This is a genomic window from Janibacter sp. Y6, assembly GCF_040900765.1.
Taxonomy (GTDB): Bacteria; Actinomycetota; Actinomycetes; order Actinomycetales; family Dermatophilaceae; genus Marihabitans; species Marihabitans melonis.
This window is the reverse complement of record NZ_JAKLYZ010000001.1, coordinates 160,510-175,795: the sequence shown is the minus strand read 5'-3', so window position 1 is coordinate 175,795 and position 15,286 is coordinate 160,510. Positions and strand designations below refer to the sequence as shown.

The following is a 15,286-nucleotide window of genomic DNA, read 5'->3' as shown; positions in this document are numbered from 1 at the left end:
CTGCCAGCGCCACGCGCGCGGGGCGAGCCCTCAGATGTTGAAGCCGAGGGCGCGCAGCTGCTCGCGGCCGTCGTCGGTGATCTTGTCCGGGCCCCACGGCGGCATCCACACCCAGTTGATGCGATGCCCGGTGACGAGCCCGTCGACGGCCTGGGCTACCTGGTCCTCGATGACGTCGGTCAGCGGGCAGGCCGCCGAGGTGAGCGTCATGTCGACGACGGCGTGGTTCTGCGGGTCGACGGTGATGCCGTAGACGAGGCCGAGGTCGACGACGTTGATGCCGAGCTCGGGGTCGACGACGTCGCGCAGGGCCTCCTCGACGTCGGCCACGTTGGCGGGGGTCTGCGTCGTGCTCATGCCTGCTCTCCTTCGGTCGCGGTGACGTCGACGCCCGCCTGGGCGAGGGCGTCGGTGAGGGCCATCCAGCCCAGCAGCGCGCACTTGACGCGCGCGGGGTACTTCGCGACGCCGGCCAGGGCGACGCCGTCGCCGATGACCTCCTCGTCGCCGGGGTCCTGCCCCTTGCTCGTGAGCATGTGCCGCATCGCGGCGTGGGTGCGCATCGCCTCGGCGATCTCCTCCCCGGTCACCTCGGTGGCCAGGATCGAGGTCGACGCGGTCGAGATCGAGCACCCGGTCGCCTCGTAGGAGATGTCGGCGATCCGGGCGTCGGCACCGGCGCCCTCGACGTGCACCCGAAGGGTGACCTCGTCACCGCACGTGGGGTTGACGTGGTGCACCTCGGCGTCGTGCCCCTCGCGCAGCCCGGCGCCGTGCGGGCGCTTGCTGTGCTCGAGGATCAGCTCTTGGTAGAGGTCCATCAGACGGAGACGCTCCCTGTCGTCGTGTCGATGCCGAAGACCGCGGGGATGCGATCGAGGGCGGTGAGGAAGGCCTCGACCTCGCCGGGGGTGTTGTAGACGGCGAGCGAGACCCGCGCGGAGGCCGCGATGCCGTACCGGCGGTGCAGCGGCCAGGCGCAGTGGTGGCCCACACGGACTGCAACACCGGAGTCGTCGAGGATCTGCCCGACGTCGTGCGCGTGGACGCCGTCGACGACGAAGGCCACGGCCGCGCCGCGGTGCATCATGTCCGTCGGGCCGACGACGCGGACCCAGGGGCGCTCGGCGAGACCGTCGAGGACGAGCCGGGTCAGGGCCTGCTCGTGGGCCGCGATGCGGTCCATGCCGATGCCCTCGACCCAGCGCAACGCGGCGCCGAGACCGATCGCCTGGCTCGTCATGGGCACGCCGGCCTCGAAGCGGGTGGGCGGGGGCGCGTACGTCGAGCGCTCCATGTGGACGGTCTCGATCATCGAGCCGCCGGTGAGGAAGGGCGGCATCGCCGCGAGCAGCTCCGAGCGGCCCCACAGCACGCCGATGCCGGACGGCCCGTAGACCTTGTGCCCGGAGAAGGCGATGTAGTCGGCGCCGAGCGTGCTCACGTCGATGCTCAGGTGCGGCACCGACTGGCAGGCGTCGACGACGACGAGCGCGCCCACGGCATGCGCGGCGTCGGCGACCTCGCGCACGGGGTTGACCGTGCCGAGGACGTTGCTCACGTGGGTGAGGGCGACGACCTTCGTGCGCTGCGTGACGAGCTCGCCGAGGTCGGTGAGGTCGAGCCGGCCTTCCTCGGTGACGCCGATCCAGCGCAGGGTCGCCCCGGTGCGCCGGCACAGCTCCTGCCACGGCACGAGGTTCGCGTGGTGCTCCATCTCGGTGACGAGGACCTCGTCGCCGGGCCCGAGCACGAAGCGCTCGTGACCGGGGATGTCGCTGTGCGCGGCGTTGCTGAAGGCGTACGCGACGAGGTTGAGCGCCTCGGTCGCGTTCTTGGTGAAGACGACCTCGTCCTCACGGCCGCCGACGAAGCGGGCGACGACGCGCCGGGCGTCCTCGTAGGCCTCGGTGGCCTCCTCCGAGAGCGCGTGCGCCCCACGGTGCGGGGCCGAGTTGGCCGTGACGAGGAAGTCGCGCTCGGCGTCGAGGACGGCGAGCGGCTTGTGCGAGGTCGCGCCGGAGTCGAGGTAGACCAGCGGCTTGTCGTCGCGCACCGTCCGCCCGAGGATGGGGAACTCGCCGCGCAGGGCGGCGAGCTCCCGCTCGTCGAGGAGGCCGGTCATCAGGCGCTCGCGGTGATGAACCGGTCGTAGCCGTTCGCCTCGAGCTCGTCGGCGAGCTCGGGGCCACCCTGCTCGGCGATCGCGCCGTCGACGAAGACGTGGACGTGGTCCGGCGTGATGTAGCGCAGGATCCGGGTGTAGTGCGTGATGAGCAGGACACCGGCGCCGGTGGCCTCCTTGGCGCGGTTGACGCCCTCGGAGACGATGCGCAGCGCGTCGACGTCGAGACCGGAGTCGGTCTCGTCGAGGACGGCGAACTTCGGCTCGAGCAGCTCCATCTGGAGGATCTCGTGGCGCTTCTTCTCGCCGCCGGAGAAGCCCTCGTTGACGTTGCGCTCGGCGAAGGCGGAGTCCATCTTCAGACCCTCCATCGCGCCCTTGACGTCCTTGACCCAGGTGCGCAGCTTCGGCGCCTCACCGGTGACGGCGGTCTTCGCGGTGCGCAGGAAGTTGCTCACCGTGACGCCGGGGACCTCGACGGGGTACTGCATCGCGAGGAAGAGCCCGGCGCGGGCGCGCTCGTCGACCGACATCGCGAGGACGTCGTCGCCGTCGAGGGTCACGGTGCCGGAGGTGACGGTGTACTTCGGGTGCCCGGCGATGGAGTACGCCAGGGTGGACTTGCCCGAGCCGTTGGGGCCCATGATCGCGTGGGTCTCGCCGCTGCGGATCGTCAGCGTGACGCCCTTGAGGATCTCCTTGGGGCCGTCCTCGGTGTCGACGCTGACGTGCAGGTCGCGGATCTCGAGGGTGCTCATGCGGTGCTCACTTCTCTCGTGTCGTGCGAAGGGGGATGTCGGTGGGCCGCTCAGCGGCGGCCGGTGGCCAGGGCGACGTAGACCGCACCGGTCTCGTCGACGCTGACCTGGTGGACGGCGACGGGGATCGTCGCCGGCAGCCCGGAGGGCTGGCCGGTGCGCACGTCGAAGGTCGAGCCGTGGAGCCAGCACTCGAGCTGGCAGCCCTCGAGCTCGCCCTCGGACAGCGACACGGCCGCGTGGGTGCACGTGTCGTCGATCGCGTGGATCGCGCCGTCCTCGGTGCGGATCATCGCGACGAGCCGGCCGTCGACCTCGGCCTGGGCGGCCCCGGTCTCGGGCAGGTCGTCCCGGTGGCAGACGTGGACGGGCTCGCCGTACGTCGGCTCGGCGACGGCGCTCACGACGCGTCCGCAGGGGCGAGCGAACTGAGGTCGGCCCCGGCGAGCTCGGCCTCGATCGCACCCATGATGCGCTCGGTGACCTCGGGGACGCCGATCCGCCCGATGGTGCTCGCGAAGAAGCCGCGCACGACGAGCTGACGGGCCTCCTCCACCGGGATCCCGCGGGACTGGAGGTAGAAGAGGTGCTGCGCGTCGAGCCGGCCGGTCGTCGAGGCGTGGCCGGCGCCGGCGATCTCGCCGGTCTCGATCTCGAGGTTGGGGACCGAGTCGGCGCGGGCGCCGTCGGTGAGCACGAGGTTGCGGTTGAGCTCGTAGGTGTCGGTGCCCTCGGCCGCCGCGCGGATGAGGACGTCGCCGACCCACACGGTGCGGGCGGTCTCGCCCTGCAGGGCGCCCTTGTACTCGACGTTGCTCGTGCAGTGCGGCGCCTCGTGGTCGACGAAGAGCCGGTGCTCGAGGTGCTGGCCGCTGTCGGCGAAGTAGACGCCGAGACCCTCGAAGCTGGCCCCGGGGCCGGCGTAGGTCGCGTTCGTGCTCAGCCGCACGACGCCACCGCCGAGGGTGACGGCGATGTGACGCACGCGGGCGTCACGGCCGACGACGACGTCGTGCTGCGCCAGGTGCTGGGCGCTGTCGGCCCACTCCTGGGTGCTCACGAGTGTGAGGTCGGAGCCGTCGCCGGTGACGACGCTCAGCAGCTCGCTGTAGCGCGCGTCGCCGGTGTGCTCGACGACGACCGTCGCGCGGGCGAAGCGGCCGACGGTGACGAGGACTTGGCCGTAGGCGGTGCCGCCGTCGCCGGACAGGCGCAGGTGCACCGGCGCGGAGACGTCGGCATCGGCGGGGACCTGCAGGTGCAGGACCCCGTCGGACCCGCTGGCGGCGAGGACCGCGGCGCGGTCGGCCGGCTCGGGCGCGCCGAGCTCGCGGGCCTGCTCCGAGGTGATGACCGAGGTGGTCACGCCCTCGGGCAGCGACTCCTCGCGGGAGAGCGCACCGCCCGTCGACTCGCCGCCGAGCAGCGAGTGCAGGTCGGCGACCGGCGTGAAGCGCCAGTCCTCCTCGCGGCCCGTGGGGACCGCGAAGTCCGCGGGGTCGAAGGAGCGCGTGCGCTCCGCCCGCGACTGGTCGGGGACGACCGGGCCGCCGTGGCTGTGCGCCCTCGGGTTGGGGGTGCTCGGGTTCTGCGTCAGCAGGCTCAACCCACTGCTCCTTCCATCTGCAGCTCGATGAGGCGGTTGAGCTCGAGGGCGTACTCCATCGGCAGCTCCTTGGCGATGGGCTCGACGAAGCCGCGCACGATCATCGCCATCGCCTCCTCCTCGCTCATCCCGCGGGACATGAGGTAGAAGAGCTGGTCGTCGGAGACCTTCGAGACGGTCGCCTCGTGACCCATCTGCACGTCGTCCTCGCGGACGTCGACGTAGGGGTAGGTGTCGGACCGGCTGATCGTGTCGACGAGCAGCGCGTCGCAGACCACGGAGGCCTTCGAGTTCGTCGCGCCCTCGAGGACCTGGACGAGACCGCGGTAGCTCGTGCGGCCGCCGCCGCGGGCGACGGACTTGCTGACGATCGTGCTCGAGGTGTTCGGGGCGGCGTGGACCATCTTGCTGCCCGCGTCCTGGTGCTGGCCCTCGCCGGCGAAGGCGATGGACAGGGTCTCGCCCCGGGCGTGCTCGCCCATGAGGAAGACGGCCGGGTACTTCATCGTCACCTTGGAGCCGATGTTGCCGTCGATCCACTCCATCGTCGCGCCCTCGGCGCACGTCGCGCGCTTGGTGACGAGGTTGTAGACGTTGTTGCTCCAGTTCTGGATCGTCGTGTAGCGCACGCGGGCGTTCTTCTTCACGACGATCTCGACGACGGCGCTGTGCAGGCTGTCGGTCTTGTAGATCGGGGCGGTGCATCCCTCGACGTAGTGCACGTAGCTGCCCTCGTCGGCGATGATCAGCGTGCGCTCGAACTGGCCCATGTTCTCGGTGTTGATCCGGAAGTAGGCCTGCAGCGGGATGTCGACGTGGACGCCCGGGGGCACGTAGATGAAGGAGCCGCCCGACCACACCGCCGTGTTGAGCGCGGCGAACTTGTTGTCGCCGGCGGGGATGACGGTGCCGAAGTACTCGCGGAAGAGGTCCTCGTGCTCGCGCAGCCCGCTGTCGGTGTCGACGAAGATGACACCCTTCTCCTCCAGGTCCTCGCGGATCTGGTGGTAGACGACCTCGGACTCGTACTGCGCGGCGACACCGGCGACGAGACGCTGCTTCTCCGCCTCGGGGATGCCGAGCCGGTCGTAGGTCGCCTTGATGTCCTCGGGCAGGTCCTCCCAGCTCGTGGCCTGCTTCTCCGTCGACTTCACGAAGTACTTGATGTTCTGGAAGTCGATGCCCGTGAGGTCGCTGCCCCAGCTCGGCATGGGCTTCTTCTCGAACAGGCCGAGGGACTTGCGGCGCAGGGCCTGCATCCACTCGGGCTCGTTCTTGCGCCCGGAGATGTCGTCGACGACGGCCTGGCTCAGACCGCGCTGCGCGGAGGCGCCGGCGGTGTCGGAGTCGGCCCAGCCGTACTCGTAGCGGCCGATGTCCTTGAGGCCGGGGTTGAGGTCTTCGATGTTCGTGGTCATCGTGAGCCCCTCTCTTCAGGGTGGGTGGACGAGCTGGTGGACGGGGGGATGTCGGGGGTGGGCACGAAGGTCGTGCACACGTGGTCGCCCTGCGCGAGCGTGGCGAGGCGCTGGACGTGCACGCCGAGCAGTCGCGAGAAGGACTCGCGCTCGGCCTCGCAGAAGTCGGGGAACTCGGCGGCGACGTGCTGCACCGGGCAGTGACCCTGGCACAGCTGGACGCCCGCGAGACCACCGGCCCCCACCGGACGGGCGGAGGCGGCGAAGCCCTCGCGGCGCAGGGCGGAGACGAGCGCCTCGGTGCGGGCGCGGGGGTCGGGGCCGGCCGCGGTGACGTCGGCCTCGTAGCGCTCCTCGACCCGGGCCATCCGGGCGCGGGCGAAGTCGGCGACGGCCTGCGGGCCGGCCGCGGCGGCGAGGAAGCGGACCGCGTCGCCGGCGAGGGTCTCGTAGCCCGCGGGCAGGACGTCGTGCCCGGCGCCGGTGACGACCCACTCGCGGGCGGGCCGTCCGCGGCCGCGCTTGCTGGCCGCGGGGTCGCGGTCCTCGACGAGACCGTCGAGGGCGAGCTGGTCGAGGTGCCGCCGCACGCCGGGCGGGGTGAGGCCGAGATCGGCGGCGAGACGAGCCGCGGTGATCGGTCCTCGCTCGCTCACGGTCGCGAGGACGCGGTCGCGGGTACGCGCGTCGCTCTCGGCAGGGCCGAGGTCGTGCGGCTGGGCCGCGCGTCGCGTATTAACCACACACCCATGTTACGTAAATCGGGAGAGCGTCACAAAGGAAGGTGACCCTTACCGTCCGCGGCCCGGGCAGGGGGTGCGAAGGGGTGCCCCCGACGACCGTAGACTGCCCTCCCGTGACCGCCGTAGCCGTGACCGACCTCCACCGGTCCTTCGGCTCCGTGCGCGCGGTCGACGGGGCCACCCTCACCGCCGAGCTCGGCGAGATCACGTGCGTCCTCGGGCCGAACGGCGCCGGCAAGACGACGACCGTCGAGTGCCTCGAGGGCCTGCAGCGGCCCGACTCCGGCACGGTCCGCGTCCTCGGCGCCGACCCCTGGCACGCCGATGCCGCGCACCGCGCGCGGGTCGGCGTCATGCTCCAGGACGGCGGGCTGCCACAGTCGGTCTCGCCGCAGCGCCTGCTCGCCCACCTCGAGCGGCTGCACGGCGGCGTCAGCCGTCGCGACGAGCTCGTCGAGTCCCTGGGCATCGCCCCCTTCGCCCGCACCGCCGTGCGCCGGCTCAGCGGGGGCCAGCGCCAGCGCCTCGCCCTCGCGGCCGCGCTCGTCGGCCGCCCCGAGGTGGCCTTCCTCGACGAGCCGGCCGCCGGGCTCGACCCCCACGCCCAGCGCGAGGTGCACGCCCTCCTGCGCCGCGTGAGCGACGAGGGCGCGGCGCTCCTCGTGACGACGCACTCCTTCGCCGAGGCCGAGCGCCTCGCCGACCGCGTCGTCATCATGCACGCGGGCCGCGTCGTCGCGGCCGGCACGCTCTCCGAGGTCGGCGGCGACTCCCTCGAGGAGCGCTACTTCGCCCTGACGAGCGGGGAGGCCGCATGAGCACCGCGACGCCGCCGTCCGCGCGTCCCTCTCCCGCCCCGGCGTCCCGCCGGGTGCTCGCCCAGGCCGGCTACGAGGCCGGCGTGCTGCTGCGCAACGGCGAGCAGCTCCTCGTCTCGCTCGTCCTGCCCCTCCTCGCGCTCGTCGGGCTGGTCCTCGCGCCCTACCCCGACCTGCCCGAGCCCCGCGTCGACGCCGTCGCCCCGGGGGTCCTCGCCCTCGTCGTCGTGAGCACCGCCTTCACCGGGCAGGCCATCCAGACCGGCTTCGACCGGCGCTACGGCGTCCTGCGGCTGCTCGGCACGACGCCGCTCGGCCGCGACGGCCTGCTCCTGGGCAAGGCGCTCGCGGTGCTCGCCGCGCTCGTCGGTCAGCTCGTCGTCGTCGGGGCGGCCGCCCTGACGATGGGCTGGCGGCCGGCCTGGTCTGGCCTGCCCACCGGCGTGGTCAGCGTCGCCCTCGGGGCCTGGGCCTTCGTCGCCCTCGCCCTCGTGCTCGCAGGGACGCTGCGGGCCGAGGCCGTCCTCGCGCTCGCCAACCTCGTGTGGGTCCTCCTCGCGGGTGCCGGCGGGCTGCTGCTCGCCTCTGAGGTCTTCTCCCCCGGCCTGGCGGCCGTGACTCGCTGGCTCCCCTCGGGCGCGCTCGGCGACGCGATGCGCCTGTCCGCCGACGGCGGGCTGCCGTGGGCGCCGTGGCTCGTGCTCCTCGGCTGGGCGCTCGGCCTGAGCGCGGTCGCCGTGCGCACCTTCCGCTGGGACGACTGAGCCGGGCGGTCGGCACCCGGTCACGGGCGTCAGGACTCACAGGTCCTCCACAGCGGGTCCACCGGGTCGGCACGGCCTGGCAGCCCGAGGTTCGAGACGTCCACGGCCCTGCTCCTCGGAGGTCCCCCATGCTCGACACCGTCGCCGGTCTGCCCGTCCACGTCCTCGTCATCCACGCGGTCGTCGTGCTCACCCCCCCCTGGCCGCCCTCGCGGCCGCGGCCTACGCCCTCGTGCCCCGGTGGCGCTCGGCGCTCACCTGGCCCACCCTCTCCCTCGCGGTCGTCTCCGCGCTGAGCGCCGTCGTCGCCGCCTCGAGCGGCGAGGCGCTCGAGGGCCGGCTGCGGGCGCTGGGGCTGCAGGACCCCGCGCTCGAGACGCACACGCAGGCCGGCGACCTCGCCCGTACCGTCATCGCCGTCTTCGCCGTGGTCGTCGTCCTCGCCGTGCTGTGGCTCCTGCCCTCGCGCTCCGGCCGCGTGCCCCGGCTGCCCGTGGTCGACAGCCCCGCGGCCGCGCTGGCCGTCCGGGTGGCCCTCGTCCTCGTCTCGCTCGCCGCGCTGTGGTTCGTCGTCCGCGCCGGCCACACCGGGGCCCAGGTCGCGTGGAGCGACGTCGTGCAGCAGAGCCAGGGCCTCCCGCACGGCGGGGAGTGAGCCCCCGGTCGGCGGACCCGATGCGGTCCTGCAGCCCACGTCGGCCTACCGTTGGGGGGTGCCCGTGCAGACCGCCCCGATCGCCCCGACCTCCCCGGCGAAGGGGGTCGTCCACCCCCTGCTGAGGGTGCTGCTCGTCGCCAACCTCGTCTGCCAGGTCGGCATCGTCGTCACCGGCGGGCTCGTCCGGCTCACCGGGTCGGGCCTCGGGTGCCCGACGTGGCCGCAGTGCGTCCCCGGCTCCTACGTGCCGACCGTGGAGCAGGAGGAGGGCGTCCACAAGCTCATCGAGTTCGGCAACCGGACCCTCACCGGGCTGCTCGGGTTCGTCGCGCTCGGCCTGCTGTGGGCGCTCTTCCGGTACGCGCGCGAGCGTCGCGACCTGCGCACGGGTGCGCTCGTCGTCCTCGCGGGCATCGCCGCGCAGGCGGTCGTCGGGGGCATCACCGTCCTCACCGGGCTCAACCCGTGGATCGTCGCCTTCCACTTCCTCGCCTCGATGGTGCTCGTCGCCACCGCGTCGTGGATGCTGTGGCGCTCGACCCATCCCGCCGGGAGGGCGCAGGTGCACCCCCTCGTCGACCGGGCCCAGGCCGCGGTCGTCGCCGTCCTCGTCGTCGTCCTCGCGCTCGGCACGGTCGTCACCGGCTCGGGCCCGCACTCCGGTGATGCCGACACCCCGGCCCGCACCGGCTTCGACCCCCGGACGATCTCCTGGCTCCACGCCGACTCCGTCATGCTCCTCGTCGGCCTCGTGGCCGCCGTGTGGCTCGGGGCCGCGGTCACCGGGCGCACGAGCCGGGCCAGCCGCGCCTGGGGCGTCGTCATGGCGGTGACGCTCGCCCAGGGGCTCATCGGCTACGTGCAGTACCTCACGAAGCTGCCCGAGGCGCTCGTCCTCGCGCACATGCTCGGCGCCTCCCTCCTCGTCGTCGCCGTGACCCGCGCCGTCGTGCTCACGCGCACCGCCGTCGACGAGGACTGACCCCACCCGCACCTCCACCCCCGTCGCACCCGGGGAGACCTACAAGATGTCTTGTGCAACCACTCTTGTGGGTTTAGTGTCGGTGACATGGACGACCCCACCCCGCAGACCCGGCGTGCCCGTGAGGGGATCCGCACCCTCACCGAGGCGCGCGCCCTGTCCGCCCTGGCCCACCCCCTTCGCTCCCGCATCCTCGACGCCCTCAAGGCCGACGGACCAGCGACCGCGAGCCGGCTCGCCGAGGCGACCGACCAGGCCGTCGGCAGCGCGAGCCACCACCTCAAGGTCCTCGCCGAGGCGGGGCTCGTCGAGGAGGCGCCGGAGCTGGCGCGCGACCGGCGCGAGCGCTGGTGGCGTCTCGTCGGGCGCGGCACCCGGTGGTCCCGGTCAGAGATCTCGGACCCCGCGGCCCTGGCCGCCGCCGACGCCGCGGAGGCCCTCGTGTGGCGCCGCACGTCCGAGCGGGTCCAGGAGTGGCTCGCCGCCGACGACGGCACCGGCGAGTGGGCCGACGCCGCCTTCGCCACGCAGAACTGGCTGCGCCTGAGCCCCGACGAGCTCCGGCAGGTCGCCGAGGAGGTCATGGACGTCCTCGAGCGGTGGAGCACCCGCGAGACCCCCGACGACGACGTCCAGCGCGAGTCGATCTACGTCGCCGCGCGCGGCTTCCCCAGCCGGCCATGACCACCGCACCCGCACCGGTTGCCCCCGCTCCCCCGCTGAGCCGCAACCGGGACTTCGCCCTGCTCTGGTCCGGCGAGGCGGTCTCCGTCCTCGGCTCGATGACGACCCTCGTCGTCCTGCCCGTCCTCGCCGTCTCCCTGGGCGCCTCGGCGGGCTGGATGGGCGTCCTCACCGCTGCCGTGTGGCTGCCCTGGCTGGTCCTCGGGCTGCCCGCCGGCGCCTGGGTCGACCGCGGCGACACCCGGCGCCTCATGATCGCCGCCGACCTGCTCGGCGCGCTCGTCCTCGCCTCCGTCCCGCTCGCCTGGGCCCTCGGCGTGCTCGGCCTGCCCCATCTCGTGCTCGCCGCGCTCGGCAGCGGGGTCAAGGACGTCGTCTTCCGCACCGCCTACCCCGGGCTGCTCACCCGGCTCGTGCGCCCGCAGGACCTCGAGGCGGCGAACGGGCGGGTCTACGGCACGGAGTCGGCGATGCAGGTCGCCGGCCCCGGGGCGGGCGGTCTGCTCGTCCAGCTCGTCGGCGGCGCGCTCGCGCTCGTCGTCGACGTCGTGAGCTTCCTCGTCTCCGCGCTCTGCCTGTGGCGGATCCGGGGCGGCCGGCCCGAGCGGGCCGCCGCGGGCCAGGAGCGCGAGCGGGTCGGGCCGATGGTGCGCGAGGGGCTGCGGGTGACCTTCGGCGACCGCTACCTCGCGTGGTTCACCGTCCAGGGCGGGGCGAGCAACTTCGCGCTCACCGGCTACCAGACGCTCCTCGTGCTCCTCCTGCTGCGCGACCTGGAGGCCACCCCGGGCTCGGTCGGGCTGCTTCTCGCCCTCGGGGCGACCGGGGGCCTCGTCGGCGCGGTGGTCGCCGCCCGGGTGTCGCGCCTGCTGGGCAGCGCCCGGGCGATGCTCGTGCTCCAGCTCGCCGGTGGCCCGCCCGCGCTGCTCGTCGGCCTGGCCGGCCCGGGGCACGGGATCTGGCTGGTGCCGCTCGGCTCCGCCCTCGTGGGCCTGGGTCTCGTCGGGGCCAACGTCGTGCGCGGGGCCTTCCGCCAGCGCTGGGTGCCGGCCGACCTGCTCGGTCGCACCTCGGGCGCCGCGGCCGTCGTCAACTTCGGCTCCATGCCGCTCGGCGCCCTCGTCGCGGGCGGCCTCGGCGGTGCCGTGGGGCTGCGTCAGACGATCCTGCTCATGGCGGGGCTGCACGTCGTCGCGACCCTGGCGACCCTGCTCTCGCCCTGGGCGAGGCTGCGGGACCTGCCGTCCGGCCGGCTCGACGACCCGGGGCGCCGGGACGAGGCACGAGACCGCGGCGGGGTCAGGCCAGGCCGGGCAGCGGCAGGTGCAGCAGGGGGTCGAGCGCCACGCCGAGGAAGAGCAGCGAGACGTAGGTGATGGAGAAGTGGAAGAGGCGCATCGGGCGCATCTTCGCCTGCGAGAGGCCGGCGCGCGCGGCGGAGAGCAGCCGGTGCGCCTCGCGCAGGAAGAGCGCGCCGGACAGCAGCGCGGCGCCGAGGTAGAGCCATCCCATGTCGGCGACGGGCACGAGGGCCAGCGAGGTCGCGACCATGACCCACGAGTACGCGACGATCTGGCGCGCGACGGTGACGTTGCCCTCGACGACCGGGAGCATGGGCACGCCGGCGCGGGCGTAGTCCTCGGTGAAGCGCATGGACAGCGGCCAGTAGTGCGGCGGCGTCCAGAAGAAGATGACGAGGAAGAGGATGATCGCCGGCCACTGGACGCTGTTCGTCACCGCGGACCAGCCGATGAGCGTCGGCATGCACCCGGCGATGCCGCCCCACACGATGTTCTGCGCGGTGCGGCGCTTGAGGATCATCGTGTAGCCGACGGCGTAGAGGAGGATCGCGCCGAGCGAGAGCGCCGCGGAGAGCGGGTTGACGAGCAGGCCGAGCCACGCGGTGGAGGCGATCGTCAGCAGGACCCCGAAGACCATCGCCGCCCGCGGCGTCACCTCGCCGGTGACGAGCGGACGGTGCGCCGTGCGACCCATCTGCGCGTCGATGTCGCGGTCGTAGACCATGTTGAAGGTGTTCGCCGCGCCGGCGCTCAGCGAGCCGCCGACGAGCGTGGCCACGACGAGCCACAGGTCCGGCAGGCCCCGCTGGGCGAGGAACATCACGGGCACGGTCGTCACGAGCAGCAGCTCGATGATCCGGGGCTTGGTGAGCGCGACGTAGGCCGCTGCCTTGCGTCGACGAGATGACGTCACGGGCACGGGCGCGTGCGTCCGGTCGATCGTCGTCAAGGGGTCCTCGATGAGCGTGGGGAGCAGAACCTCCATGGTATCGCCCGTGCGTCGGGCTCGAGACCGCCGGGTCGACGACGAGACGACGGGGAACGGCCCTGGACGGCACGTGCGACCTGTGTCACCACCCGGTCTAGGCTGGATCAGGTCTGGCAGCCCCCCGAGAGAGAAGGCATCCTTGACCCCCTCGCAGACCGCGAAGAAGGCGGCGAAGAAGACCACGACGAAGGTCACGAGCGTGAGCAGGCGCAGCCCGGAGCTGAAGAAGCCCGTCGCGCGCACGGCCGGCTGGGACGACCTCGACATCGCCGCGGTCGACACCGCGCGCCTGCTCGCCGCCGACGCCGTCCAGCACAAGGGCGACGGCCACCCCGGCACGGCGATGAGCCTGGCCCCCGTCGCCTACCTGCTCTACCAGCAGGTCATGCGCCACGACCCCGCCGACCCGACGTGGCTCGGCCGCGACCGCTTCGTCCTGTCGTGCGGCCACTCCTCGCTCACGCAGTACGTCCAGCTCTACCTCAGCGGGTACGGCCTCGAGCTCGACGACCTCAGGGCGCTGCGCACCTGGGGCAGCCAGACCCCGGGCCACCCCGAGGTCCACCACACCAAGGGCGTCGAGGTGACGACCGGCCCGCTCGGCTCCGGTCTGGCCACCGCCGTGGGCATGGCGATGGCGCAGCGCCGTCAGCGCGGCCTGCTCGACCCCGACGCGAAGGCGGGCGAGTCCCCCTTCGACCACCACATCTGGGTCATCGCCTCCGACGGCGACATCATGGAGGGCGTGGCGTCCGAGGCGAGCTCGCTCGCCGGCCACCAGGAGCTCGGCAACCTCACGGTGATCTACGACAACAACCAGATCTCCATCGAGGACGACACCGACATCTCCTTCAGCGAGGACGTGCCGAAGCGCTACGAGGCCTACGGCTGGGAGACGGTGACCGTCGACTGGCGCAAGGACGGCGACGGGGCGGCCTACGTCGAGGACGTCGACGCCCTGCTCACGGCGCTGGAGAAGTCGCGCCGCTCGCGCCGGCCCACGCTCGTCGAGCTGCGCACGATCATCGCGTGGCCGGCCCCCGGCAAGCAGGACACCGGCTCGGCCCACGGCTCGGCGCTCGGCGCCGACGAGGTCGCGGCGACCAAGGAGGTCCTCGGCTTCGACCCGGCGAAGTCCTTCGCCGTCGACCGCTCCGTCATCGCCCACGCCCGCAAGGTCGGGGCGCGCGGCAAGGCGGCGCACAAGGAGTGGGACAAGACCTACACCGCGTGGCGCAAGGCCCAGCCCGAGCGCGCCGAGCTGCTCGACCGCCTCGTCGCCCACGAGCTGCCCAAGGGGCTGCGCCGTGCGCTGCCGACCTTCCCCGCCGACAGCGAGAAGGGCATGGCCACGCGCGCCGCGTCCGGCAAGGTGCTCACCGCCCTCGCCGACCTCGTGCCCGAGCTGTGGGGCGGCTCCGCCGACCTCGCCGGCAGCAACAACACGACGATGGACGGCCAGCCCTCCTTCGTCCCCACGAGCAAGCAGACCGACATGTGGTCCGGCGGGCCCTACGGCCGCACGCTGCACTTCGGCATCCGTGAGAACGGCATGGGCATGATCCTCAACGGGATCGCGCTCGAGGGGCTCACCCGCCCCTACGGCGGCACCTTCCTCGTCTTCAGCGACTACATGCGCCCCGCCGTGCGGCTCGCGGCCCTGCAGCAGCTGCCCGTGACCTTCGTGTGGACGCACGACTCCATCGGTCTCGGCGAGGACGGCCCGACCCACCAGCCGGTCGAGCACCTCGCGTCGCTGCGCGCCATGCCCGGTCTCGACGTCGTGCGCCCTGCCGACGCCAACGAGACGGCGGTCGTGTGGGGCCAGGTCCTCGAGAACGACCGGACCGCGGCCCTCGCGCTCTCGCGCCAGAACCTCCCGGTCCTCGACCGGGAGCGCTACGGCAAGGCCGCCGGCGCCGCGAAGGGCGCCTACGTCCTGTCCGAGGCGAAGGGGGGCACGCCCGAGATCATCATCATCGCCACCGGCTCCGAGGTCCCCATCGCCCTGGAGGCGCAGGAGAAGCTCGAGCGCTCGGGCACCGCGACCCGGGTCGTGTCGATGCCCTGCCGCGAGTGGTTCGAGCGGCAGTCGCGCCGCTACCGGGACGAGGTCCTCCCCCCGGCCGTCACCGCCCGCGTGAGCGTCGAGGCCTCGGTCGCCATGGGGTGGCACGACCTCGTCGGCGACTCCGGCCGGTGCGTGAGCATCGAGCACTTCGGCGCGAGCGCCGACTACCAGACCCTGTACGAGAAGTTCGGCTTCACGCCGGCCGCGGTCGTCAAGGCCGCGAAGGACTCCCTCAAGGCGTCCCGCAACCGGGCCGTCGTCCCCGACCTCGACGCGACCGCGCCCCGGCGCGACGTCGAGACCGGCACGGACGTCGGCACCCCGGAGCCGGCGAGCACCAAGGCCGACGTCGAGAGCGGAAAGTGAGCGA

The 15,286-nt window shown here is 73.1% G+C and carries 16 protein-coding genes; 7 read left to right on the top strand and 9 right to left on the bottom strand.

Translation table 11 applies throughout. The annotated features are described in order from the left end of the window. Nucleotides 1-30 precede the first annotated feature (30 nt). Genes L6241_RS00800 through L6241_RS00765 form a run of 8 tightly spaced genes read right to left on the bottom strand, consistent with a single transcriptional unit; the run spans nucleotide 31 to nucleotide 6,650 of the window. Complete coding sequence (locus tag L6241_RS00800) at nucleotides 31-357, bottom strand: metal-sulfur cluster assembly factor (RefSeq protein ID WP_123091719.1); 327 nt, start codon at nucleotides 355-357, stop codon at nucleotides 31-33. Then, a complete protein-coding gene (gene sufU / locus L6241_RS00795) occupies nucleotides 354-821 on the bottom strand; it encodes a Fe-S cluster assembly sulfur transfer protein SufU (protein ID WP_123091718.1) in 468 nt (155 codons plus the stop codon). Before sufU ends, L6241_RS00800 begins: the two co-directional genes overlap by 4 nt. Further along, nucleotides 821-2,125: an aminotransferase class V-fold PLP-dependent enzyme gene (locus L6241_RS00790; RefSeq protein ID WP_368244382.1), complete on the bottom strand. Its 1,305-nt coding sequence runs from the start codon at nucleotides 2,123-2,125 to the stop codon at nucleotides 821-823. The genes sufU and L6241_RS00790 overlap by 1 nt, the downstream gene beginning before the upstream one ends. After that, nucleotides 2,125-2,883, bottom strand: coding sequence for a Fe-S cluster assembly ATPase SufC (gene sufC, locus L6241_RS00785; protein ID WP_368244381.1), 759 nt, complete (start codon nucleotides 2,881-2,883; stop codon nucleotides 2,125-2,127). Before sufC ends, L6241_RS00790 begins: the two co-directional genes overlap by 1 nt. A gap of 50 nt (nucleotides 2,884-2,933) precedes the next feature. Further along, a complete protein-coding gene (locus L6241_RS00780; RefSeq protein WP_123091716.1) occupies nucleotides 2,934-3,287 on the bottom strand; it encodes a non-heme iron oxygenase ferredoxin subunit in 354 nt (117 codons plus the stop codon). Beyond that, nucleotides 3,284-4,483 carry a Fe-S cluster assembly protein SufD gene (gene sufD / locus L6241_RS00775; RefSeq protein WP_368245119.1) on the bottom strand — a complete coding sequence of 400 codons (1,200 nt, stop codon included), beginning with the start codon at nucleotides 4,481-4,483 and terminating at the stop codon, nucleotides 3,284-3,286. The genes L6241_RS00780 and sufD overlap by 4 nt, the downstream gene beginning before the upstream one ends. Before the next feature lie 2 nt (nucleotides 4,484-4,485). Continuing rightward, nucleotides 4,486-5,907 carry a Fe-S cluster assembly protein SufB gene (sufB, locus tag L6241_RS00770; protein ID WP_123091714.1) on the bottom strand — a complete coding sequence of 474 codons (1,422 nt, stop codon included), beginning with the start codon at nucleotides 5,905-5,907 and terminating at the stop codon, nucleotides 4,486-4,488. Further along, complete coding sequence (locus tag L6241_RS00765) at nucleotides 5,904-6,650, bottom strand: metalloregulator ArsR/SmtB family transcription factor (RefSeq protein ID WP_068275972.1); 747 nt, start codon at nucleotides 6,648-6,650, stop codon at nucleotides 5,904-5,906. The genes sufB and L6241_RS00765 overlap by 4 nt, the downstream gene beginning before the upstream one ends. Nucleotides 6,651-6,763: 113 nt before the next feature. Between L6241_RS00765 and L6241_RS00760 the strand changes: the two genes are divergently transcribed. The 6 genes from L6241_RS00760 (at nucleotide 6,764) to L6241_RS00735 (ending at nucleotide 11,932) form a co-directional block, all read left to right on the top strand. Then, nucleotides 6,764-7,468: an ABC transporter ATP-binding protein gene (locus tag L6241_RS00760; RefSeq protein WP_368244380.1), complete on the top strand. Its 705-nt coding sequence runs from the start codon at nucleotides 6,764-6,766 to the stop codon at nucleotides 7,466-7,468. After that, entirely contained in the window at nucleotides 7,465-8,232 is a 768-nt protein-coding gene (locus tag L6241_RS00755) for an ABC transporter permease (protein ID WP_368244379.1), read from the top strand. Before L6241_RS00760 ends, L6241_RS00755 begins: the two co-directional genes overlap by 4 nt. A gap of 232 nt (nucleotides 8,233-8,464) precedes the next feature. After that, nucleotides 8,465-8,887, top strand: a complete 423-nt coding sequence (locus L6241_RS00750; protein WP_368244378.1) for a hypothetical protein — start codon at nucleotides 8,465-8,467, stop codon at nucleotides 8,885-8,887. Nucleotides 8,888-8,945: 58 nt separating this feature from the next. Beyond that, nucleotides 8,946-9,872 carry a heme A synthase gene (locus L6241_RS00745; protein ID WP_368244377.1) on the top strand — a complete coding sequence of 309 codons (927 nt, stop codon included), beginning with the start codon at nucleotides 8,946-8,948 and terminating at the stop codon, nucleotides 9,870-9,872. An 87-nt stretch (nucleotides 9,873-9,959) separates the two neighbouring features. Next, the gene (locus tag L6241_RS00740; protein ID WP_123091709.1) at nucleotides 9,960-10,556 is read left to right on the top strand and encodes a helix-turn-helix transcriptional regulator; all 597 of its coding nucleotides are present in this window, start codon (nucleotides 9,960-9,962) and stop codon (nucleotides 10,554-10,556) included. After that, complete coding sequence (locus L6241_RS00735; protein ID WP_368244376.1) at nucleotides 10,553-11,932, top strand: MFS transporter; 1,380 nt, start codon at nucleotides 10,553-10,555, stop codon at nucleotides 11,930-11,932. The genes L6241_RS00740 and L6241_RS00735 overlap by 4 nt, the downstream gene beginning before the upstream one ends. Here the strand turns inward: L6241_RS00735 and L6241_RS00730 are convergent. Continuing rightward, nucleotides 11,856-12,842 carry a heme o synthase gene (locus L6241_RS00730; RefSeq protein ID WP_123091707.1) on the bottom strand — a complete coding sequence of 329 codons (987 nt, stop codon included), beginning with the start codon at nucleotides 12,840-12,842 and terminating at the stop codon, nucleotides 11,856-11,858. The two genes, L6241_RS00735 and L6241_RS00730, sit on opposite strands and share 77 nt — an antisense overlap. A gap of 202 nt (nucleotides 12,843-13,044) precedes the next feature. Between L6241_RS00730 and tkt the strand changes: the two genes are divergently transcribed. Further along, a complete protein-coding gene (gene tkt, locus L6241_RS00725; protein WP_368245118.1) occupies nucleotides 13,045-15,282 on the top strand; it encodes a transketolase in 2,238 nt (745 codons plus the stop codon). Nucleotides 15,283-15,286 lie beyond the last annotated feature (4 nt).